The 21,428-nt window shown below is 62.1% G+C and carries 17 protein-coding genes; 5 read left to right on the top strand and 12 right to left on the bottom strand.

Annotated elements, in window-relative coordinates:
• Positions 1 to 7 precede the first annotated feature (7 nt).
• From HX866_RS29050 to HX866_RS29040, 3 genes are all read left to right on the top strand, one after another.
• Positions 8 to 823: a rhodanese-like domain-containing protein gene (locus HX866_RS29050; RefSeq protein ID WP_177125517.1), complete on the top strand. Its 816-nt coding sequence runs from the start codon at positions 8 to 10 to the stop codon at positions 821 to 823.
• Between the two features lie 18 nt (positions 824 to 841).
• Positions 842 to 1,705: an archaetidylserine decarboxylase gene (gene asd / locus HX866_RS29045; RefSeq protein ID WP_177102845.1), complete on the top strand. Its 864-nt coding sequence runs from the start codon at positions 842 to 844 to the stop codon at positions 1,703 to 1,705.
• Between the two features lie 206 nt (positions 1,706 to 1,911).
• Positions 1,912 to 3,717, top strand: a complete 1,806-nt coding sequence (locus HX866_RS29040) for a molecular chaperone (RefSeq protein WP_177090545.1) — start codon at positions 1,912 to 1,914, stop codon at positions 3,715 to 3,717.
• 41 nt (positions 3,718 to 3,758) lie between these two features.
• Here HX866_RS29040 and serB read toward each other — a convergent pair whose 3' ends face one another.
• On the bottom strand, positions 3,759 to 4,973 hold the full coding sequence (serB, locus tag HX866_RS29035; RefSeq protein WP_177140938.1) for a phosphoserine phosphatase SerB: 1,215 nt from the start codon (positions 4,971 to 4,973) through the stop codon (positions 3,759 to 3,761).
• 133 nt (positions 4,974 to 5,106) lie between these two features.
• Here serB and HX866_RS29030 point away from each other — a divergent pair, with 133 nt between their 5' ends.
• Entirely contained in the window at positions 5,107 to 6,663 is a 1,557-nt protein-coding gene (locus HX866_RS29030; RefSeq protein ID WP_177102849.1) for an AhpA/YtjB family protein, read from the top strand.
• 210 nt (positions 6,664 to 6,873) lie between these two features.
• Here HX866_RS29030 and HX866_RS29025 read toward each other — a convergent pair whose 3' ends face one another.
• The 9 genes from HX866_RS29025 to HX866_RS28985 all read right to left on the bottom strand — a co-directional run bounded on the left by HX866_RS29025 (position 6,874) and on the right by HX866_RS28985 (position 17,000).
• Complete coding sequence (locus tag HX866_RS29025) at positions 6,874 to 7,584, bottom strand: PqiC family protein (RefSeq protein ID WP_177090551.1); 711 nt, start codon at positions 7,582 to 7,584, stop codon at positions 6,874 to 6,876.
• A 174-nt stretch (positions 7,585 to 7,758) separates the two neighbouring features.
• Positions 7,759 to 10,017, bottom strand: coding sequence for a DNA topoisomerase IV subunit A (gene parC / locus HX866_RS29020; RefSeq protein WP_177125516.1), 2,259 nt, complete (start codon positions 10,015 to 10,017; stop codon positions 7,759 to 7,761).
• A gap of 116 nt (positions 10,018 to 10,133) precedes the next feature.
• The gene (gene parE, locus HX866_RS29015) at positions 10,134 to 12,038 is read right to left on the bottom strand and encodes a DNA topoisomerase IV subunit B (protein WP_177090555.1); all 1,905 of its coding nucleotides are present in this window, start codon (positions 12,036 to 12,038) and stop codon (positions 10,134 to 10,136) included.
• A gap of 62 nt (positions 12,039 to 12,100) precedes the next feature.
• On the bottom strand, positions 12,101 to 12,709 hold the full coding sequence (locus HX866_RS29010) for a YqiA/YcfP family alpha/beta fold hydrolase (RefSeq protein WP_177090557.1): 609 nt from the start codon (positions 12,707 to 12,709) through the stop codon (positions 12,101 to 12,103).
• A gap of 130 nt (positions 12,710 to 12,839) precedes the next feature.
• Positions 12,840 to 13,658 carry a 3',5'-cyclic-AMP phosphodiesterase gene (cpdA, locus tag HX866_RS29005; RefSeq protein WP_177090559.1) on the bottom strand — a complete coding sequence of 273 codons (819 nt, stop codon included), beginning with the start codon at positions 13,656 to 13,658 and terminating at the stop codon, positions 12,840 to 12,842.
• A 268-nt stretch (positions 13,659 to 13,926) separates the two neighbouring features.
• A complete protein-coding gene (waaC, locus tag HX866_RS29000; protein WP_177090561.1) occupies positions 13,927 to 14,970 on the bottom strand; it encodes a lipopolysaccharide heptosyltransferase I in 1,044 nt (347 codons plus the stop codon).
• Complete coding sequence (locus HX866_RS28995) at positions 14,967 to 15,617, bottom strand: 2OG-Fe(II) oxygenase (protein WP_177090563.1); 651 nt, start codon at positions 15,615 to 15,617, stop codon at positions 14,967 to 14,969. The genes waaC and HX866_RS28995 overlap by 4 nt, the downstream gene beginning before the upstream one ends.
• Before the next feature lie 322 nt (positions 15,618 to 15,939).
• Positions 15,940 to 16,392, bottom strand: coding sequence for a DUF1249 domain-containing protein (locus tag HX866_RS28990; protein WP_121136163.1), 453 nt, complete (start codon positions 16,390 to 16,392; stop codon positions 15,940 to 15,942).
• Positions 16,383 to 17,000 carry an NUDIX domain-containing protein gene (locus HX866_RS28985; RefSeq protein ID WP_177090565.1) on the bottom strand — a complete coding sequence of 206 codons (618 nt, stop codon included), beginning with the start codon at positions 16,998 to 17,000 and terminating at the stop codon, positions 16,383 to 16,385. The genes HX866_RS28990 and HX866_RS28985 overlap by 10 nt, the downstream gene beginning before the upstream one ends.
• Before the next feature lie 208 nt (positions 17,001 to 17,208).
• Between HX866_RS28985 and HX866_RS28980 the strand changes: the two genes are divergently transcribed.
• Positions 17,209 to 17,949: an RsiV family protein gene (locus tag HX866_RS28980; RefSeq protein WP_177090567.1), complete on the top strand. Its 741-nt coding sequence runs from the start codon at positions 17,209 to 17,211 to the stop codon at positions 17,947 to 17,949.
• On the opposite strand, the gene cytX is transcribed toward HX866_RS28980, so the two are convergent.
• Both cytX and thiC read right to left on the bottom strand, forming a co-directional pair.
• On the bottom strand, positions 17,918 to 19,219 hold the full coding sequence (gene cytX / locus HX866_RS28975) for a putative hydroxymethylpyrimidine transporter CytX (protein ID WP_371318785.1): 1,302 nt from the start codon (positions 19,217 to 19,219) through the stop codon (positions 17,918 to 17,920). The genes HX866_RS28980 and cytX overlap by 32 nt on opposite strands.
• Before the next feature lie 201 nt (positions 19,220 to 19,420).
• A complete protein-coding gene (thiC, locus tag HX866_RS28970) occupies positions 19,421 to 21,310 on the bottom strand; it encodes a phosphomethylpyrimidine synthase ThiC (protein WP_177125513.1) in 1,890 nt (629 codons plus the stop codon).
• Between the last annotated feature and the right edge of the window lie 118 nt (positions 21,311 to 21,428).

The raw sequence follows: 21,428 nt of genomic DNA, 5'->3' as shown, positions 1-21,428 counted from the left end.
ACCTCACATGCCTGACTTCTCTGGCTTGCCGCTGGTGATCGAGCCCGGCGACCTGCTGCCCCGCCTCGACGCCCCTGAACTGATCCTGGTGGACCTGACCAGCAGCGCCCGCTACGCCAGCGGGCATATTCCCGGCGCACATTTCGTCGACCCCAAGCGCACCCAACTGGGCCAGCCACCAGCACCCGGCCTGATGCCGCCCAAGGCTCTGCTCGAAGCGCTGTTCGGCGAACTGGGGCATAACCCGAATGCGGTCTACGTGGTCTACGACGACGAGGGCGGCGGCTGGGCCGGGCGCTTCATCTGGTTGCTCGACGTGATCGGTCATGGCCGTTATCACTACCTGGATGGCGGCCTGCACGCCTGGCTTGGCGAAGGTTTGCCCGTCGACGGCGACATACCCGCAGCCAAAGGCGGCCCCGTGGCCCTGACCCTGCATGACGAACCCACCGCGACCCGGGACTACCTGCAAAGCCGCCTCGGCGCCGCCGACCTGGCCATCTGGGACGCCCGCGGCCCGCTGGAATACAGCGGCGAAAAAGTCCTAGCCGCCAAGGCTGGACACATCCCCGGCGCGGTGAACTTCGAATGGACCGCCGGCATGGACAAGGAACGCCAGTTGCGCATCCGCCGTGACATGCCGCAGATCCTCGCAGGCCTCGGCATCACCCCGGACAAGGAAGTGATCACCCACTGCCAGACCCACCACCGCTCTGGCTTTACCTACCTGGTTGCCAAGGCGCTCGGTTACCCGCGCGTCAAAGGTTATGCCGGCTCCTGGGGCGAATGGGGCAACCACCCCGACACCCCCGTAGAGATTTGAGATTCCCAAGGACCCTTGATGAAAAAGCGTTTGTTCATCCTCAGCCAGTACCTGCTGCCCCATCACCTGCTGTCGCGCCTGGCCGGCTGTATCGCCGAATGCCGCGTGCGCTGGTTCAAGAACGCCTTTACCGCCTGGTTCGCCAAGCGCTACCAGGTGGACATGTCCCAGGCCCTGGTCGAAGACCTGACCGCCTACGAACACTTCAATGCCTTCTTCACCCGCGCCTTGAAAGACGGCGCGCGCCCGTTGGATCAAACCCCGGGGGCGATTCTCTGCCCGGCGGACGGTGCGGTCAGCCAGCTCGGCCCGATCGAACACGGTCGGGTATTCCAGGCCAAGGGTCACAGCTACAGCGTGCTGGAACTGCTCGGTGGCGACGCCGCTGCCGCCGCGCCCTTCATGGGTGGCGACTTCGCGACCATCTACCTGTCGCCCAAGGACTATCACCGGGTGCATATGCCCCTGGCCGGTACCCTGCGGGAGATGGTCTACGTGCCAGGACGGATTTTCTCGGTCAACCAGACCACTGCGGAAAACGTACCGGAGTTGTTCGCTCGCAACGAACGTGTGGTCTGCCTGTTCGATACCGAGCGTGGACCGATGGCCGTGGTGCTGGTCGGCGCGATGATCGTTGCTTCGATCGAAACCGTCTGGGCCGGCCTGGTGACGCCACCCAAGCGCGAACTGAAAACCGTGCGCTACGATGAAGCCGCCCGCCAGCCGATCCATCTGGAAAAAGGCGCGGAACTGGGACGCTTCAAACTGGGCTCCACCGCCATCGTGTTGTTTGGGCCACAGCAGGTACAATGGGCTGAAGAGCTGGTCGCGGGCTCGCCCGTGCGCATGGGCCAAGGTCTCGGCGCGCCAGTCCAGGCTTGATGCAGCTCGGTTCTTTACAGCTCGTAACAGGCATCTCGAGCTGTAAAGACCGGAGTACGGACAACGGGTCGCAGCCGGATTCGACCGGCAAGGCTGCAGCTGTCCGGCAACCCTGCTAGAGTCATGGCATTATTTTGCCATCTTTTTTCTGTCATCCTGACCCATCGAGGGTTCAGGTTGTTTCGCTGCCGGAGCTGGGCCGCTGCATGAGTAATCCGAGTCCCCATCTGTTGTTGCGCGCACCGACGCCTACGCAGTTGAGCCTGTCTTTCTGCGATGCGACACCACGCGACCTCAAGCGCTGGATCGCCGGCCTGCCGAAAGCCAATCTCGGGGAAACCGCTCGCCTGCTGTATCAGGGCCTGGGCGAACTCAACCTGTTGCTCACCCCCAGCGAAAACCGTCTGCAACTGCTCGAACTGCTGCGCCCTGAGGTGTACTACGTCTGCAAGCACCTGGAGCGGCACTTTCTCAACCAGTCCATCGTCCTCGACGAACGCCCGAGAAAAGTTGCCAACCTCTGTCAGGCCCTGCAAAACCACCTGGCCATCGGTTACAAGCAGATCGCCATGCGCGTCGCCTCCAAGGGCGGCAAAGATCGCTCGGTCCTGCTGACCACCTCCATACAACGGGCCCTGCACTGCCTCAACGGCCCCCTGGTGCGCGCCAGCCAACTGTATTGTCCGGTGCCGGAAAGCCTCTGGTTCGAGGTGCACCAACTCTATCAACTGGCCCTCGCCCATCAGGTGCACACCACCCCGGTGTTCGACGAGCAGGCCAGCCAGGCGCTGCCCCTGAGCGTCGAGCGAACCTATATTGTCGCCCTGCTGCTGGGTTGCGCACGCAGCAACCAGCTACGCCAGAACAACATTGCCCGGCTGAGCGAAGTCCTCGAGCCCTGGAGTTCCCAGGTCAAGCTGCAAGGCGCCGAGCAGGCTTCGAGCCTTTTCGCCGTGTCGCCCGGGAGCGATGCCCCGCCACGCTATACGTCGCTGTTCGCCGTTGAGCAACTGCCGAGCCTGATCGGGATCGACACCCTGCCCCTGGTCGAGGCGATCAAGGACTACCTCGATCTGCCCGCCGACCTGCGCAGCCAGTCGCGCCTGCAAGTACCCGCCGGCTTGAGTCTCGACGTGCTGCAACACCTGAGCGCCGCGTGGGGCGAAGCCGCCGAGCGCACCTTCCAGCGCACCCCGGGCCAGGGCACCGTGACCCTGTGCGTCGGCATGAGTGCCCTGCACTTCTACCTCGGTGGCCAGCGCTCCTTCAGCGACATCCTCAAGATTCCGGCAGCCAGCAAGGCCGCGCAATTCACCGTGCAGTTGTCCAACAGCGCGGAAAAAGATGCCTGGAACAACGCCTTCGATGCCCAGCGCGCCGGTGGCTCCGACACCCTGCTGCCTTACGAGGAAATCCAGTATCACGTCAGTGATGCCGACAGCAGCCAGGCCGCCTTCAACAGCGCCGAAGATTTCCCCACCCATGGCCTGCAGATCATCAACCATAGCCCCGGTGGCTACTGCCTGGCCTGGCCCAAGGAAGTACCCGCGCAATTGCAGGCCGGAGAAATGATCGGGGTCCAGGACCCTTCAAGCCAGGGCTGGAGCGTTGCCGTGGTGCGCTGGATACGCCAGGTGCGCAGCGGCGGTACGCAGATGGGCATCGAGCTGATTGCTCCCCATGCCCAACCTTGTGGCCTGCAATTGCTCCGCGGTGGCGAAGGCCACAGTCAGTACCTGCGCGCCCTGCTGCTGCCGGAGATCAGCGCCATCGGCGTACCGGCGACGCTGCTGGCGCCGCGCCTGCCCTTCCAGGAAGGGCACAAGGTGGTCATCAACAGCAACGGTGAAGAGCGCCGCGCCGTATTAAGCAAGCGCCTGGCCAGCACCGGCAGCTTCAATCAGTTCGAGTACCGGCTGCTCGAACAGCCAGCGGCACCCAAGACCGATCCGAGTGCCGGTGGCCTGGGTGTTGCCGAGGATGATTTCGGTTCGCTGTGGAAAATCCTCTAGGCGCCGGCTTGCCGGCGACTCCATCGGACAGACGCTGAAATTCAGCGTTGGCCGTCCTGATCACGCACACCCAGCAGATACAACACGCCATCCAGCCCCAGAGTCGAGATCGCCTGTTTGGCCGAGTGCCTGACCAGCGGCTTGGCGCGGAACGCCACACCCAACCCGGCAATCGCCAGCATCGGCAGGTCATTGGCACCATCGCCGACCGCGATGGTTTGCTCCAGGCTCAGGCCTTCCTTCAACGTCAACTCACGCAACAGATCGGCCTTGCGCTGGGCGTCGACAATCGGCTCGATGGCCACGCCCGTGCATTTGCCGTCCACCACTTCCAGTTCGTTGGCAAAGACATAGTCGATGCCCAGCTTCGCCTGCAATTGCTTGGCGAAATAGGTAAATCCGCCCGAGAGAATCGCCGTCTTGTAGCCCAGGCGCTTCAACTCGGCAAACAGCACTTCGGCGCCTTCGGTCAGGCGCAGCGACGCACCGATGGCGTCCAGCACACTGACGTCCAGGCCTTTGAGCAGCGCCAGGCGCTCCTTGAAACTGGCACGGAAATCCAGCTCTCCGGCCATGGCCCGCTCGGTGATGGCCGAGACCAGTTCGCCGACGCCGGCAGCCTTGGCCAACTCGTCGATCACTTCGGCCTCGATCAGGGTCGAGTCCATGTCGAACACCGCCAGGCGCCGGTGACGACGGAACAGCGAGTCTTCCTGGAGGGCGATATCGGCACCCAGCTCCTGGGCCGCGTTCAGGAATTCACGGCGCAAGGCCTGTGGATCGGTCAGTTCGCCGTTCAGGGAGAGTTCGAAGCAGCTCTTGCTCAGCGCCGAGGCTGCCGCTGACGGCGAGTGCGCCGACAACCGCTCAATCCGCTCGACCTCCAGGCCGTGGCGCGCGGTGATCGCGACCACCTGCTGCAACTGCTCGGCGGTCACCTGGCGGCTCATCAGGGTCGCGACATGGCGCTTGCGGCCCGATGTCGCCAGCCAGTCCTGATGCTCGGCCTCGGAAAGCCGATTGAAGCGCACCTGCTGCGCCCGCCCGGGAATGTTGGCCTCAATGTCCAGGTGCGTCGACGCGGACCGCGCGGAGTCAGCAAATTCCACCAGAATGCCGAATGCCAGACTGCCGTGGATAGCCGCCTGACGGATATCGAGAATGTTCACTGCACCTTGTGCCAGCACGCCAAGAATGGCTGCGGTGAGACCTGGACGGTCCTCTCCGGTGATGCTGATCAGGACGATTTCGCGCAAAGCGCACCCCCGCTCGTTAAAAAAAACGCATTCTACCCACTTTCACTGACCATCGGGCACAGCCAGCGCTTTGCCGGTCTAGGGCCTCTCGCTATACTGCGCGTCAACTTCACGGACAAAAGAGCCGCGCTCAGTGAACCGGCCCACGCCAGTCAAAACCGATAACTTCTTCCTGCTGATCTTCCGGGCCTTGCGTCACCGTCGTGTACCGCTAGCCTTGCGCATCGCCAGCCACAACGTGATCCTCGTCGCGCTGGCGCTGGTGATCTACGCCTGCGTGATGGGATTGCAGTTCAAGGAAGCCATGCACCAGCAGGCCGATGCCCTTGGCCAGAGCCTGACCACCCAGACGGCGACTTCGGCCACGGAACTGCTGGTGTCCAACGACATCCTCAGCCTCAACGTGCTGCTGAACAACCTGACGAAGAACCCGTTGGTGGCCCACGCGGCGATCTACAGCGTCGACAACCGCATCCTCGCCGAAGCCGGCCAGCGCCCGAAAAACGGCCTGCTGGGTGAAGCCGAAGGGTTGTACCAGACCAAGATCACCTTCCAGGACGTGACCGCCGGGCATCTGCGCATCAGCCTGGACATGGCGCAATTCCAGCAGCCGATGACCATCAGCCTGCAAAGCATGGGCATTCTCAGCGCGATCCTGCTGGCGCTGGCCCTGGCCTTGAGCCTGCGCCTGGGCCGGCATATCTCCACGCCGTTGCTGCAACTGCGGGTCTGGCTGCGGGACATGGACGAACATACCCCGGCCACCCAGCGCCAGGATGAAATCGGCGACCTGGCGCGCCAACTGCATTCGCGCTTCGCCCCGGTCAAACCGGAGCCTGAGCCGGAGCCGGAAATCGACTACGACGAGAATGACTACGTCGAGGAAGAAGAGGACACCGAACCGGCCTTCCAGGTCCGCAACCTGCGCGATCCGAGCTTCGACGAGACGGCAGCGGCCCCGGCGCCCAAACCGGCGCCCCGGCATTTCGTCAGCAACGTGGAAGATGAACTGGACGACGACGAAGACCCATTCGCCGACCTGCGGGAAAGCCCCCAGGCAGCCAACGCTGTCGTGCCGAAGCCGCAACCAAAACCGCTGGTCCCGGCGCAACCGCAGCACAGTGCCGTGCTGGCGGTACAACTGGGCGCCCAGGAACAACTGCGACGCCTGCCGCGCACTCGCCTGATGGAGCTGTTGCAGCGTTACCGTGATTGCCTGGACCAGGCCGCGTCGCTTTACGAGAGCGAACTGCACACCTTGAACGACGGCAGCACGCTGATGCTCTTCCACAGCGAAGACAGTGGCGACGACTACCTGACCAACGCCATCTGCTGCGGTGAACTGCTACGGGCCCTGGGCCATCAGTTGCAGATCGAAGTCGCCGACAGCGGCATCACCTTGCAACTGCAGTTGGGCCTGACACTGGGGGACGAGTTGTTCGGCCTGAGCCAGATCGACCTGCTGCTGACGGAAACCGCCCAGGATGCCCTGGCGCTGTCGCAACACAGCCGCAACCTGCTGCTGGTGGAGCGACGCATCAGTGACGACTCGCTGATTCGTCAGCGCGCGCGTATCCGCCCGATTGCCAGCCCCGAGGGCGCTTGCTGCGTGGAGCGCTTGATGGAGCCGTATCCATCGATGCTCGAGCGACAGTTGGCGCGGATGCACGAGACCCGGACCAAGAGCTGATCAAGTAGACACCGCAAACCCTGTAGGAGCTGGCTTGCCGGCGATGGCGCGCGCTGGATCGCCGCAAGGCTCAAGGTCCTCATCGCCGGCAATCGAGCGTCAACCGGCGCTCCTACAGGGGCGAGGCATGACAACAGTCCGGGTGGACAAACATACCCCCAACAAAAAGCCCGCATTCGATGCGGGCTTTTTGTTGTTTGGGCATTGGCCTCAGAAGCGGAACACTTCCATATCCGTGCGGATCGGCGAAGCCATCGGGATCTTCGGTTTCTCTGGTTCGACCTGTTTGGCCGGAGCCGGGGCCGCTGCCTTGCGGTTTTCCACCAGCGGCGCTTGATTGGCCAATGGCTTGAGCGCCACGCTCAGCTGCTCGGCCAGGCGCTGCAACAGCTCGCCCTGGGCCTGTACCTGCGCCGCCGAGGTGCCGGTGTGCTGCTGCTCCAGATGGACGATGCGGTTATCACGCACCTGTCCACGACGGTCAAGCAGACGCCACTGCGCATCGAGAATGGCCGGTTGCCGGGTACCGGAGTCCAGCCGGGTAATCGACAGCAGCACCTGCACATCCGGGGTGCTCCCGGCAATCGCCGGGGCCAGGACCACACGCTGGCTGTCCAGGCGCCAGGCCAGCTGGCGCACCAGCAACTGATTGATATCAGACGACAGGCTGCCGGCCCAGCGACCGTCGGTCGCCGCAGTCAGGCTGCCATCAGGCTGGCGTTGCAGCAGGGTTTCGCGTTGCAGGTAGTCGGCCAGGGAAATCGGGCCAAGCACCACCGACATCCCTGCGGTTTGCTGAGGCTGGCCGGGTGTGCCGCTGTCCAGCTGATACAAGGACACCGGCTGGTGCACGCTGCATCCGGCCAGGCCAAGCAGGCCGGTCAGCAGCACAATAAAAGGAAGGCGCAGAACAGTCATCATCCCATCCAGGTGGCCGCCATAAGGGCCTGCCACAGTCTGATCCAAAAATTCGTTTGGGCACGCCGCCACGCGGGTGCCGCAAGTGGCGCATATCATCCGTGAATATGCGCCATGACTCCAGTGCTGCGGTAGCGATCTTCCTGCTAATAGGCTGAACGAACGCTCTAAACCGCTTTAACCGAGACTTTCCACCAACAAAGCGTCAACCCGCTGGAAGCCCCGTGGCAGCTTGTTGCCACGCCGGCCACGCTCACCCTTATAGTGCTCCAGATCGTCGGCCTTGAGCGACAAGGTGCGCTTGCCCGCCTGCAGCACCAGGGTCGCGCCGTCCGGAATCACCGCCAGGTCAGTGACGTATTCCTCGCGGCTGGCTACGCGCTCACCGGGAATCCCGATGATCTTGTTGCCCTTGCCTTTGCCCAGTTGCGGCAGGTCGCTGACCTTGAAGATCAGCAGCCGGCCTTCGGTGGTCACCGCCGCCAACCAGTTCTGCTCACGGTCGGCCACCGGCTTGGGCGGCATCACCTTGGAGCCGTTGGGCAGGCTCAGCAGGGTCTTGCCCGCCTTGTTCTTGGCCTGCAGGTCTTCACCCTTGACCACAAAACCATAACCGGCGTCGGAAGCGATGACATACAAGGCCTCGTCTTCAGGCAGCATCACGCACTCGAAGCTGGCGCCCGGCGGCGGGGTCAGACGACCGGTCAGCGGCTCGCCCTGGCCACGGGCCGAAGGCAAGGTATGCGCCGCCACCGAATAGCTACGCCCGGTGGAGTCGATAAACACCGCAAACTGATTGGAACGCCCCGCGGCCGAGGTCTTGAAGCCATCACCAGCCTTGTAGGACAGGCCCGTGGCGTCAATATCATGGCCTTTTGCACAGCGAACCCAACCTTTTTCCGACAGAACGACCGTCACCGGCTCAGTGGGCATCAGTTCGTTTTCCGACAGCGCCTTGGCTTCGCTACGGGCAACAATCGGCGAGCGACGGTCGTCGCCGTAGGTTTGCGCATCGGCGACCAGCTCAGTGCGCACCAGCTTCTTCAACTTGGCTTCGCTGGCCAGCAGCGCTTGCAGCTTGGCCTGCTCCTTGAGCAGCTCATCCTGCTCATTGCGCAGCTTCATCTCCTCCAACCGCGCCAACTGCCGCAGGCGGGTGTCGAGGATGTAGTCGGCCTGGATCTCGCTAAGGTCGAAACGTGCGATCAACTCGGCCCGCGGGTGTTCCGCGGTGCGGATGATATGAATGACCTCATCCAGATTGAGGTAGGCGATCAGCAAACCGTCCAACAGGTGCAGACGCTTCTCGACCTTCTCCAACCGGAATTTCAGGCGACGACGCACGGTGTTGACGCGAAACTCCAGCCACTCGACCAGCAAGGCCCGCAAGTTCTTGAGCTGCGGCTTGCCGTCCAGGCCGATGACATTCATGTTGACCCGGTAGCTGGACTCCAGGTCGGTGGTGGCGAACAGGTGCTGCATCAGCTCGTCGAGTTCGACCCGGTTGGAACGCGGAATGATCACGATACGGCACGGGTGCTCGTGGTCGGATTCGTCCCGCAGGTCGGCGACCATTGGCAACTTCTTGGCCTGCATCTGCGCGGCGATCTGCTCCAGCACCTTGGACCCGGAAACCTGGTGCGGCAGGGCATGGACCACGATATCGCCGTCTTCGATACGATAGACCGCGCGCATGCGCACCGAGCCACGCCCGGTTTCGTAGATTTTCAGCAGGTCAGCCTGCGGCGTGATGATTTCCGCTTCGGTCGGATAATCCGGGCCCGGAATGAACTTGCACAGCTCCTCAACGCTGGCCTTAGGATCATCGAGCAGATGCACACAGGCGTTGGCAACTTCCCGCAGGTTGTGCGGCGGCACGTCGGTGGCCATGCCCACGGCGATACCGGTGGTGCCGTTGAGCAGGATATTCGGCAGGCGCGCAGGCAGCACCGCCGGCTCGTCGAGGGTCCCGTCGAAGTTCGGCACCCAGTCCGCCGTGCCCTGGCCCAGTTCGGCGAGCAGCACTTCGGAATACCGCGAAAGCCGCGATTCGGTGTAGCGCATCGCGGCGAAAGATTTCGGATCGTCCGGCGCGCCCCAGTTGCCCTGGCCGTCCACCAGCGTGTAGCGGTAGCTGAACGGCTGGGCCATCAGCACCATGGCTTCGTAGCAGGCGGAGTCGCCGTGAGGGTGGAACTTGCCGAGCACGTCGCCGACGGTGCGTGCGGACTTCTTGTGCTTGGCATCGGCATCCAGCCCCAGCTCACTCATGGCGTAAATGATACGCCGCTGTACCGGCTTCAGGCCGTCGCCAATATGCGGCAGCGCACGGTCCATGATCACGTACATGGAGTATTTGAGGTAGGCCTGTTCGGTGAAGTCAGTCAATGACCGGCGTTCTACGCCATCCAGGCTGAGATCAAGGGAGTCGCTCATGCGGGCCTCATCAGTTCGTAGTCTGGCGCGGCGGCTGTAGCGCCGCGCAAGTGAATTCGGTGGTGTTCAACGGGGCGGGCCCGGCAGCGCTCATTGGCCGCCGGGGCAATCGCGCATCAGGTCAGGACCTCGGCCAGGTCGCCTTTGGACTCGAGCCAGGTCTTGCGATCGCCGGCACGCTTCTTCGCCAGCAGCATGTCCATCATTTCCGTAGTGGCTTCGAAATCATCCAGGGTCAACTGCACCAGGCGTCGGGTATTCGGGTCCATGGTAGTTTCCCGCAACTGCGGCGGGTTCATCTCACCCAGGCCTTTGAATCGGGTGACCTGGGGTTTGCCGCGTTTCTTTTCCGCCACCAGGCGATCGAGAATGCCGTCACGCTCGCCTTCGTCGAGGGCGTAGTAGATTTCCTTGCCCAGGTCTATCCGATACAGCGGCGGCATCGCCACGTAGACGTGCCCGGCATCCACCAGCGGACGGAAATGCTGGACGAACAGAGCACAGAGCAGGGTCGCGATGTGCAAACCGTCGGAGTCGGCGTCGGCGAGGATGCAGATCTTGCCGTAGCGCAGCTGGCTGATGTCCGCGGCCCCCGGATCGACGCCGATGGCCACGGCGATGTTGTGCACTTCCTGGCTGGCGAGTACTTCGCTGCCGTCGACTTCCCAGGTGTTGAGGATCTTCCCGCGCAACGGCAGGATCGCCTGGAATTCCTTGTCCCGCGCCTGCTTGGCCGAACCACCGGCGGAATCGCCTTCCACCAGGAACAGCTCGGCACGCATCGGGTCCTGCCCGGCGCAGTCGGCCAGTTTGCCCGGCAGCGCCGGCCCCTGGGTCACGCGCTTGCGTTCGACCTTCTTGCTCGCCTTCAGGCGCCGGCCGGCATTGTTGATCGCTAGTTCCGCCAGTTGCATACCCAGCTCGGGGTTGGCGTTGAGCCACAGGCTGAAGGCGTCCTTGACCACTCCGGAAACGAACGCGGCGGCTTCACGGGAAGACAGGCGCTCCTTGGTCTGGCCGGAGAACTGCGGCTCCTGCATCTTCATCGACAGGACAAAGGCAATCCGCTCCCAGACGTCTTCCGGCGCCAGCTTCACGCCACGGGGCAGCAAGCTGCGGAATTCGCAGAACTCGCGCATCGCATCGAGCAGGCCCTGGCGCAAGCCATTGACGTGGGTTCCGCCCTGGGCCGTGGGGATCAGGTTGACGTAGCTTTCCTGGACGCTGTCGCCGCCTTCCGGCAACCACAGCAAGGCCCAGTCCACCGCTTCTTTATTACCGGCGAGGCTGCCGCAGAACGGCTCGTCCGGCAGGCGTTCGAACTCACTGACCGCATCCACCAGGTAGGAACGCAGGCCGTCTTCGTAATGCCACTCGACCTTCTCACCGGTGGCCTTGTCCTCGAAGCTGACCAGCAGCCCCGGGCACAAGACCGCCTTGGCCTTGAGCACATGCTTGAGGCGGCTGACGGAGAACTTCGGCGAATCGAAATACTTCGGGTCCGGCGCAAAGTACACACTGGTGCCGGTGTTGCGCTTGCCGACGGTACCGACCACTTCCAGCTCGGTGGCCTTGTAGCCATCGGCGAAGGTCATCTGGTATTCGTTGCCGTCGCGCTTGACCCTGACCCGCACCTGGGTCGACAGGGCGTTGACCACGGAGATCCCCACGCCGTGCAGGCCGCCGGAGAACTGGTAGTTCTTGTTGGAGAACTTGCCGCCGGCGTGGAGCTTGGTGAGGATCAGCTCGACGCCCGAGACACCCTCTTCCGGGTGAATGTCCACCGGCATGCCGCGACCGTCGTCGGAGACTTCCAGGGAATGGTCGGCGTGCAGGATCACCTGCACCGATTTCGCGTGCCCGGCCAAGGCTTCGTCGACGCTGTTGTCGATGACTTCCTGGGCAAGGTGGTTCGGCCGACTGGTGTCGGTGTACATGCCCGGGCGTTTGCGCACCGGGTCGAGGCCCGAGAGGACTTCGATGGCGTCTGCGTTATAAGAGCTAGCGCTGGGAGTGGCCATGGGGTCTCGTCGTCAGTCGTCTATGAATAGGGGTCATTCTCAGGGCTCCGCGCCTCAGGGCATCAGAGCTGCGAGAAATCAATCGCCTGGTATGTATCGGCAGCGATGCCGGCAAAGCTGAGCAAGGCCGGCAATTGTTCGGCAAAGCCCTGGAAACTATGATCGCCACCGGCCTGGATACGTAAGGCACAGGCCCGGTAATACTGCTGGGCGGCACGATAATCCAGGGTTTCGTCAGCGGTCTGCAGCCAGACCTGGAAACGTTGCGGATCCTGGGGAGCCGGGACTTCCAGTTCGGCCAGGGCCGTCACGTGGTCGTGGGTCAGGTCCCAGGTCTCGCCGCTGTAGAGGTTCTGCTGGGGACCGAGGTAACCGTCGAACATCCGGTGCGGCGCCACCGCCGGGTTGACCAGCAACGCCTTCAGGCCATGGCGCTCGGCCAGGCATGTCGCATAGTAGCCGCCGAGCGAGCTGCCGACCAGCAGTGGACGACCGAGTTCGGCAATCGCTGTTTCCAGCTGGGGCATCGCCTGGCGCGGATGATGGTGCAAGGCCGGTACCCGCAACTGCGCTTCCAGGCCCAGGCGTTCCATCAGTTGAATCAACTGAGTGGCCTTCTTCGACAGCGGCGAGCTGTTGAAACCGTGGATATACAGGATCGAACCGGGCATGTGATCACTCTCCATTGGCAGCCTCTCGCACAAAAAAGCCAGGCACCGCACAGGCAAAGACGCGCAGTTTAGCCTGACTCTGGCGCCCTGACTCGCCCCGAGACGTTTCCTACCTATTAAGAAGAAGTGGTCAGTAGCCGGTACCGCCGTAATCGACCTCGAAATCGAAGCCGTGGACCCGGGAAACCGCCGTCTCCAGCCGTCCGTCCGAATGCAGGCGCAGCCAGCGATAGCCCGGCGCCTTGTCGTCGACCGTGAAATCCTCGGTGCCCGGCGCGAACTGCACGCAGGTGGAGGGTGACGCCAGCAGGCGCACGCCCTTGCGCTCGCGGTCCAGTTCCTGGTGGATATGGCCCCAGAGCAGCGCCCGAACCTGGGGGAAACGGTCAAGCACGGCGAACAGGGCTTCCGGATTACGCAAGCCGATGGGCTCCATCCAGGCACAATCGATGGAAATCGGATGATGGTGGAAACACACCAGGTGATGACGTTGTGGCGCTTCGCTCAGCGATTGCGCCAGCAACTGCAGTTGTTCGTCCTGCAGATACCCCGGCACCGAGCCCGGCACCGCCGAGTCGAGCAGGACAATACGCCAGTTGCCGATATCCACCACTGCTTCGAGCAGATCGCTGTGGCGAGCGGCTTCGGCCATTTCCCGCAACTCGTCGTGGTTGCCGGGTAACCAGCGCGCCGGCGCGTCGATCGCCGCGCTCATCTCACGGAACTGCAGATAGGACGCCACCGTCCCGTCTTGGGACAGATCGCCCGTGGCCAGCAGCAGATCGACGTCAGGCTGTTCCGCCAGCACACAGTCGATGACCCGTTGCAGGCTGTTCCGGGTATTCATGCCCAACAGCGTGCCTTCCGCTTCGGCAAACAGGTGGCTGTCGGACAGTTGCACCAACAGCACCGAGTCCGCGGGGGTCGACTGAGTGGATACGCTCGGCAAAATGCTCTCCTGCAAAATACTGAGGGGTCGTTTCTGGACTGCTCGGTTAAAAACCGCACTGGACGCAATTATGGTCGGGGAATCGACAAAGAGGAAATAGGCGAAACGGACACACTTCACATTTAACCGGATACAACCTGGAAATCACCGCAGGCGTTCGCCACCGTGATGCTCGACCGCCAGTAGCATCAGCATAAGGTGCCGGGCCGTTACGGCACCTGCAGCCGCTCCCGTTTCGTGGGGGCGGCGAGGCCGTATGACGCCCGGATTACAGGGCCCTTCTATCCGCCGGAGCCACTTCAAGCTGCCCGACAAATTGCGCCCAGACCGTTTCCGGACGCATCCCCTCCACAAAACAGGCGGCATCCGCTCCGAACTTGCATTGCTGTCGATAGCAAGGCGCGCATTCGTATTCGGCGCTCAAATGCCGTTGATGCAATCCCGTCGCACCAATCAATGCCGGATCCGTTGGGCCATAAAGATGCACCGCCGGCTTGTCCAGGGCCGCCGTCAAATGCCCAAGCCCGGTATCAACACAAATAGCGCCCGCCGACTGTGAAATCATCGTCGCTTGCTGGGTGATCGATAAACGCGGCAATACGATCGCCTGTGGCGAAGCCTCGGCAAGCCGTATCGCGCGCGCCTGCTCATTGGCATTCCCCCACGGCAAAACAACCTGATAGCCGGCCTGCACAGCCAGCTTTATCAATTGCTGCCAATACCGCTCAGGCCAATGCTTGGACGCCCAGGTAGTACTGTGAACAAACACCACATAAGGCACCGGCAACACGACCGGCAACGCCGGCAATCGCTGTTGATCGATACCAAAGTCAGGCAATGAATCAGGCAGCGGGTAGCCGAGTGCCTGGGCAAACAGCTGACGTTGCCGGGCAACCGCATGCTGCTCCCGAGGAACGGCAAAGGTCTTCTCGCACACCCAGCTCGCGAACGCCTCCCGGGTACTGTGCTTGTCCATCCCACAGCGTAAGCCCCGGGTAAAACTCATGACCACTGCGCTTTTTAAATTGTTTTGCGCATCGATGACGACGTCATATTTTTTGGCCCGAACCTTTTTCCACAACTCAACAAGCTCACCCCGCTTGATGCTGCGCCACAGGTCACGACGCCAGCGACGATGCGCGGTTGTGACGACGGTATCAATCGCCCCGTGCAACCTTGGAATCTCTGCAAACGCTTCATCCACTACCCAGTCGAACTGAATATTCGGAATCGCCTTGACCGCATCACTGATAGCCGGCAGGGCGTGAAGCAAATCGCCCATGGAGGTGAGTTTGACAACCAGAACATTCATGAAGTGTTTTTACCAAAAAAACGCCTGCGCCAGGCTTTGAATTTTGCAGAAAACCGGTGGCGCGCAGCATGCTTGTTCAATACGGTCTCGTTAGTCACATAATTCATCTGCAAGACCTTGCGCGCCCCGATAAATGTTTTATGTCCATGCCAGCCATTTTCAGCCACTTTAAAAAGCAACATGGTACCGGCCGTCGGCGGGACTTCGGCGGCGTAATGGTCAAGGTCATGCTGATCATATAACAAACGCAATCGACCCTCATCGGCCGACCATTCATCGTTCAAATATAAAAGCACGGTAATCAACTTGCTTTTACTGTCAGTGTGAATACGCCCATCTTTATGATCAGCCTTGCCACGCACTGTGATCATGACAGGCTTGTCCGCGAGATCGATCGCAAACTTCTCGGCAATCACCTGACGAAAAGCATCGCTATGTAACTCATCGATCAACTTGGCGAACGCCGCCCCATAGCGAACACTCGCCAACGGAAAGCTGCCCGCATCCTCAATAGCCGGAAAGTCCTGCTGAACGTTGGCTAAAAAACGCTCGGACAATACATTGCCAATGATACTGTAAGGGAAGGGGGTCAACTGAACCGGGGTCGTCTCTATCGCGACAAGATCAATGATTTCACAAGTCGTCATACACTCATCCTTAAATCTTTTCCTCATCTGCTTTAACGGTCCCAAGGGACTTTTTATCCACTACCGCGCCGCGAGAGAATCTACTACGGCTATTGATCCTCGGCCCCCGAAAAACGAGGACACTGACTCACCAAGCGTCACGTTGAACCTTGAACAACCGCGCCGAATTTCAAGGGTATACCAGCCCACGGATGAAAATCAAAAGCCGCCCGGAAAAGAAAGATAGGCGACCGACTACCAAGCAGCCTCATCCCTCGCCGCGGTACAGGCCATCGGTTAAATATCCGGGGGGGTAAAATCCTGAGACGGGACGGCCCTCTAGCTAGCGAACCGCCTCGAATTCATGGCCACAGGCCAGGCAATGACTCAACCACTCGCCGAGGAATACATTGAGCTGGGCTTTTTCGTCCGGCTGGTGCATAGCCGAGTTCGGATACGGATAGATGCTGCGAAAACGCCGGGCGTGCTCGGCGCTGATCACCTCGGCCATGCGCGCGTCGTGGTAAACCTGCACCTGCAATTGCGGCACCGGCAACCACGGCAGGCTGTGTTCCTGTCGCACCAGCAGGGTGGTGGTGTAGGGATTGTCCTGCAACACTTCCAGCGCCAGCACGCCGAGCATCTGCTCGCCCTGGGTCATGGCAATGCGCCGCGCACGCTGCTGCTCGCGCATCTGCGGCAGCAGCCGCATGAGACGCGCATAGTTGGCTTCGCAGGCGGCCTGCAGCCCCGCCAGGTCGACCCGATAACGTTCGCGCAACAGACTTACGACCATAACCCCCTCACTTCAGCACGGTTCAATGCCAGCCATTGCAAGGCAATGATCGACGCCGCGTTGGCAATTCGCCCATCGCGCACGGCTTGCAGGGCATCTTCGAACGCCCAGACCGTGGCACGGATATCTTCATTTTCTTCTGCCAGCCCGTACAGGCCGCCAGCCCCTTCGGTGTTGCAGCGCCCCAGGTACAGATGCACGAATTCGTTGCTGCCACCCGGTGACGGAAAGTACTGGGAGATCGGCCACAGGGCCACCAGATTCAGGTCAGCTTCCTCTTGTGCCTCACGGTGGGCAACCTCTTCCGGTTGTTCGTCCTTGTCGATCAGACCGGCGACCAGTTCGATCATCCAGGGATTCTTGGCCTTGCCCATGGCCCCTACCCGGAACTGCTCCAGCAGCAGCACTTCATCGCGCCGGGGATCGTAGGGCAGGACACACACCGCATCGTGGCGGACAAAGACTTCGCGATTGATCGTATTGCCCATGCCACCAGCGAACAGTTCATGGCGCAGGTGCAGGCGATCAAGTCGGTAGAAGCCCTTGAAGCAGTTCTCCCGCTGGATGACCTCGACTTGGGTCGGGCCGGACTTGCTGGTGTCGGTCATCATGATCCTCATTGCGATAGCGGCGAGGCTCTCCCTCGACTTCGCGCCATCCTAACGCGCCGAAGTACCATGATGCAGCCCCTTTCCCCTCGCCGGGATAGACGGGCGCCCCCGAAACCTACTCTAATTAGCTTAGTGGCGAACCGAGTACGCCGCTGACAGTCGAAGCACGATCACCTGACCTTTCTTTCGCTGACGAAGGACACCCATGTCGTTTTTTAAAATCGCCGCGCTGACGGCCATCGCCCTGACCCTGGGCGCCTGCCAAAGCTTGTTCGAGCCGAGCCTGAAGACTCCGCTGAGCGTCAAGAGCGACATCTCCGAACAGCTCAAGCCGGGCTGCAACAATCCGGATTGCCCGCTGGTGAACATCGATACCGTGCATTTCCCCGATGAGCCGCAACTGGACGCCGCAGTGGAGCGGGCACTGCTGCAGATGGGCAGCACTTCGACCGACGTGCCGTTGCAGGCCTCGCTCAAGGTCTATCGCGAACAGTTCCTCGCCACTGCCGCCAGCGGCCACGGCATCTACTTGCAAGCCAAGGTACGCGAGCAGCATGACGGCTTGGTGATCATCGAGCTGGCCAGCTACCTGGACGACGGCGCCGAACATGGCATGCCGGGGCGTGGCTTCCTCACCTGGTCGCGCGAGGAGCACAAGGCCCTGGGCTTGCAGGACATGCTCCTGCCCGGCCAGGAAGAGACGTTCTGGAAGCTGGCCAAGGTCGCCCACAACAACTGGCAGATCAACAACCGGCTGGACCAGGACTTCATTGCGTCCTGGCCCTTCCAGAAAACCCCGAACGTCACCCTGGCCAGCGACGGCGTGATCCTCAAGTACAACGTGACGACCATCGCCCCCTACGCCATGGGCCTGATCGAGCTGAACATTCCCTATCAGCGCCTCAATGGCGTGCTCAAGCCCGAGCGGTTCCCCGCCCGACGTTGAATGCACGGCCGAGCAGCCCTTGCAGCAGCCCTGCCAGTACCAGTGACGGCAGGGTTGCGCCCACTTCAGGATGGAAGTTGGCCAGCAGGTGATAGGTCGACACGCCGCCCAGCCAGGCCAGCAGTGCCGGCCAGCGCAACAGCGACGAGGCGCCGCCGGCACTGCGACCGCGCAGGATGAAGTGATCCACCAGCACCACGCCGAACAACGGCGCGAACACCGAACCGATCAGCAGCAGGAAGTTCTGGTACTGCGCCAACGGTGCAAAGCAGGCGATCAGGGTACAGAGCACACCGATCGCCAGGGCCAGGTGCTCGACCTTCCAACGCAGCAGGATGCCGACGGAGACCGCCGCCGAGTGGATATCGGCAAAGGCGTTTTCCGACTCGTCGAGCAGGATCAGCAGCAGCGGAATGCCCAACCCGGCACCGGCCAGGGCCAGCAGCAAGGCATTGGTTTCACCGCTGGGAGCAAACGCCAGGGTGTAAGCCACGCCCAGGCTCATCAGCCAGAAGTTACCAATCAGAAAGCCCAGCGCCGTGCCGCCGAACACGCTTTTCGCGCGTTTGCCGAAGCGTGAGTAATCGGCGATCAGCGGCAGCCAGGACAACGGCATGGCAATCGCGATATCAAACCCTACGGCAAACGGCATCGAGCCGTCACCGGCCTGCGCCCACAGCGCCGCCAGGTCGGCCTTGGCGAAGAGGTTCCAGGTCAGCCAGAGGCAGGCCGCCAGCAACAGCCAGATACCCCATTTACGCAGGATCTTGCGCACGAAGGTCAAGGGACCGCTGACCGCCAGCAAGGTCGCCAGTGCACCGAACACCAGGGTCCAGAGCAGCGGGTTGGCCAGCAGGCTGCCTTCGCTGAACGCCCGGGCGCCCAGCAGGCTGGCCGCATCGCGCATGACGATGATCTCAAACGCGCCCCAACCCACCAGTTGCAGCAGGTTGAGCAGTGCCGGCAGGCTCGCGCCGTACTGGCCAAGGCTGAGCTTGAGCGCGGCCATGGAGGACAGGCCGGTGTCGCTGCCGATCACACCCACCGCGGCCAGCAGCAGGACGCCCACCACGGTACCGAGGAAGATCGCCAGCAACGAGCCGGACAGGCCCAGGCCCGGCGCCAGCAGGGCGCCGGTTTGCAGGACCATCAGGCCGATACCGAGGGAGAACCACAGGGAAAACAGATCACGCGCGCCGAATACACGCTTGTCGGCGGGGACCGCGAGATCGGGGGAGTAGGTGCTGCTGGGTGTGTTCAAGAGTGTCATCTCAAGGGAAGCAAAAATACCGGATGTAGATAGACCTGTGGCGAGCGGGCTTGCCCGCGCCCGGCTGCGAAGCAGTCGTAAAACCTGACATCTCGTTCTACCTGATACACCACGATCGCCGGTTTTAGGGCCGCTACGCGGCCCAGCGCGGGCAAGCCCGCTCGCCACAAAGGTTCGGCTCCCGCCAGGGAGCCGGTTTACTCAGACCTTCTGGTACAGCTGGCTGCCTTCGCGCTTGAAGCGCTCCGACTGCTCCGCCATACCCTGGGCCGCTTCCACATCGACCGCCTCGATCCGCTGGTTGGCCGCGTACTCACGGACTTCCTGGGTGATCTTCATCGAGCAGAACTTCGGCCCGCACATCGAGCAGAAATGCGCGACCTTGGCCGAATCCTTCGGCAGGGTCTCGTCGTGGTAGGACCGCGCGGTGTCCGGGTCCAGCCCCAGGTTGAACTGGTCTTCCCAACGGAACTCGAAGCGCGCCTTGCTCAAGGCGTTGTCACGGATCTGCGCGCCCGGGTGACCTTTTGCGAGATCGGCAGCATGGGCCGCGATCTTGTAGGTGATGATCCCGGTCTTCACGTCATCCTTGTTCGGCAGGCCCAGGTGTTCCTTGGGCGTGACGTAGCAGAGCATGGCGCAACCGAACCAGCCGATCATCGCCGCACCGATACCGGAGGTGATGTGGTCATAGCCCGGCGCAATGTCGGTGGTCAGCGGGCCGAGGGTGTAGAACGGCGCCTCGTCGCAGCACTCCAACTGCTTGTCCATGTTCTCCTTGATCAACTGCATCGGCACGTGGCCAGGGCCTTCGATCATGCACTGTACGTCGTGCTTCCAGGCGATCTTGGTCAACTCGCCGAGGGTCTCCAGCTCACCGAACTGCGCTTCGTCGTTGGCATCGGCAATCGAGCCCGGACGCAGGCCGTCGCCCAGCGAGAAGCTGACGTCGTAGGCCTTCATGATTTCGCAGATTTCGTCGAAATGGGTGTAGAGGAAGTTTTCCTTGTGGTGCGCCAGGCACCACTTGGCCATGATCGAACCGCCACGGGAGACGATCCCGGTGACGCGCTTGGCGGTCATCGGCACGTAGCGCAGCAGCACGCCGGCGTGGATGGTGAAGTAGTCGACGCCCTGCTCGGCCTGTTCGATCAGGGTGTCGCGGAACAGCTCCCAGGTCAGGTCCTCGGCCACGCCGTTGACCTTCTCCAGCGCCTGGTAGATCGGCACGGTGCCGATCGGTACCGGCGAGTTGCGGATGATCCACTCGCGGGTCTCATGGATGTGCTTGCCGGTGGACAGGTCCATGACCGTGTCCGAACCCCAGCGGATGCCCCAGGTCAGCTTGGCCACCTCTTCCTCGATGGAAGAACCCAAGGCGCTGTTGCCGATGTTGCCGTTGATCTTCACCAGGAAGTTGCGGCCGATGATCATCGGCTCCAGCTCCACGTGGTTGATGTTGGCCGGGATGATCGCGCGACCACGGGCGATTTCCTCGCGGACGAATTCGGCGGTGATCTGTTTCGGGATGCTCGCGCCGAAGCTGTGGCCCGGGTGCTGCTGCTTGAGCAGACCGGCGGCCCGGGCTTCTTCCAGCTTGAGGTTCTCGCGGATGGCGACGTATTCCATCTCGGCGGTGATGATGCCCTGGCGCGCGTAGTGCATCTGGCTGACGTTGGCGCCCGCCTTGGCCCGGCGCGGATTGTTCACATGAGCGAAACGCAGCTTGGTCAATTCCGGGTCGGCGAGGCGCTGCTGGCCGAAGTTAGAGCTCAGCCCGCTCAGGCGCTCGGTGTCGCCACGGCTGTCGATCCAGGCCGAACGCACGTCGCCCAGGCCCTTGCGCACGTCAATGCTCACGTTCGGATCGGTGTAAGGACCGGAGGTGTCATAGACCAGCACCGGCGCGTTGACCTCACCGCCGAAATCGGTCGGGGTCACATCCAGGCTGATTTCGCGCATCGGCACGCGGATATCCGGGCGCGAGCCCTGCACGTAGATTTTTTGCGAACGGGTAAAAGGCTTTACCGATTGCTCATCGACCTTGGCTGAATCGCTGAGGTTGGCGGCATCTTTTGGTTTTGTACTCATCACGGCTCTCCAGACGGCATCCAGGGGGATTGTCGGGACGAACCTGAAAGGCACGGACGCACCAGGACTGGTGCTGTGCTCGGTCCTCGTGAAGGCTGTTCGATTGTCGAACAACATC

Origin of the sequence: Pseudomonas gingeri, from assembly GCF_013386165.1 — a bacterium.
In the GTDB taxonomy this organism is placed as follows: domain Bacteria; phylum Pseudomonadota; class Gammaproteobacteria; order Pseudomonadales; family Pseudomonadaceae; genus Aquipseudomonas; species Aquipseudomonas gingeri_C.
Note: the sequence above shows the minus strand (reverse complement) of the source record. Positions and strands in the feature narration are given on the sequence as shown.

Bases quoted from the DNA above. Each gene is read 5' to 3' on its own strand.
- HX866_RS28990 (WP_121136163.1), bottom strand. From the start codon at position 16,392: ATGGTCGTAAGTCTGTTGCGCGAACGTTATCGGGTCGACCTGGCGGGG.
- HX866_RS28985 (WP_177090565.1), bottom strand. From the start codon at position 17,000: ATGACCGACACCAGCAAGTCCGGCCCGACCCAAGTCGAGGTCATCCAG.
- HX866_RS28980 (WP_177090567.1), top strand. From the start codon at position 17,209: ATGTCGTTTTTTAAAATCGCCGCGCTGACGGCCATCGCCCTGACCCTG.
- waaC (WP_177090561.1), bottom strand. From the start codon at position 14,970: ATGAATGTTCTGGTTGTCAAACTCACCTCCATGGGCGATTTGCTTCAC.
- HX866_RS29010 (WP_177090557.1), bottom strand. From the start codon at position 12,709: ATGCCCGGTTCGATCCTGTATATCCACGGTTTCAACAGCTCGCCGCTG.
- parE (WP_177090555.1), bottom strand. From the start codon at position 12,038: ATGGCCACTCCCAGCGCTAGCTCTTATAACGCAGACGCCATCGAAGTC.
- cytX (WP_371318785.1), bottom strand. From the start codon at position 19,219: ATGACACTCTTGAACACACCCAGCAGCACCTACTCCCCCGATCTCGCG.
- HX866_RS29025 (WP_177090551.1), bottom strand. From the start codon at position 7,584: ATGATGACTGTTCTGCGCCTTCCTTTTATTGTGCTGCTGACCGGCCTG.
- HX866_RS29040 (WP_177090545.1), top strand. From the start codon at position 1,912: ATGAGTAATCCGAGTCCCCATCTGTTGTTGCGCGCACCGACGCCTACG.
- asd (WP_177102845.1), top strand. From the start codon at position 842: ATGAAAAAGCGTTTGTTCATCCTCAGCCAGTACCTGCTGCCCCATCAC.
- thiC (WP_177125513.1), bottom strand. From the start codon at position 21,310: ATGAGTACAAAACCAAAAGATGCCGCCAACCTCAGCGATTCAGCCAAG.
- HX866_RS28995 (WP_177090563.1), bottom strand. From the start codon at position 15,617: ATGACGACTTGTGAAATCATTGATCTTGTCGCGATAGAGACGACCCCG.
- parC (WP_177125516.1), bottom strand. From the start codon at position 10,017: ATGAGCGACTCCCTTGATCTCAGCCTGGATGGCGTAGAACGCCGGTCA.
- HX866_RS29050 (WP_177125517.1), top strand. From the start codon at position 8: ATGCCTGACTTCTCTGGCTTGCCGCTGGTGATCGAGCCCGGCGACCTG.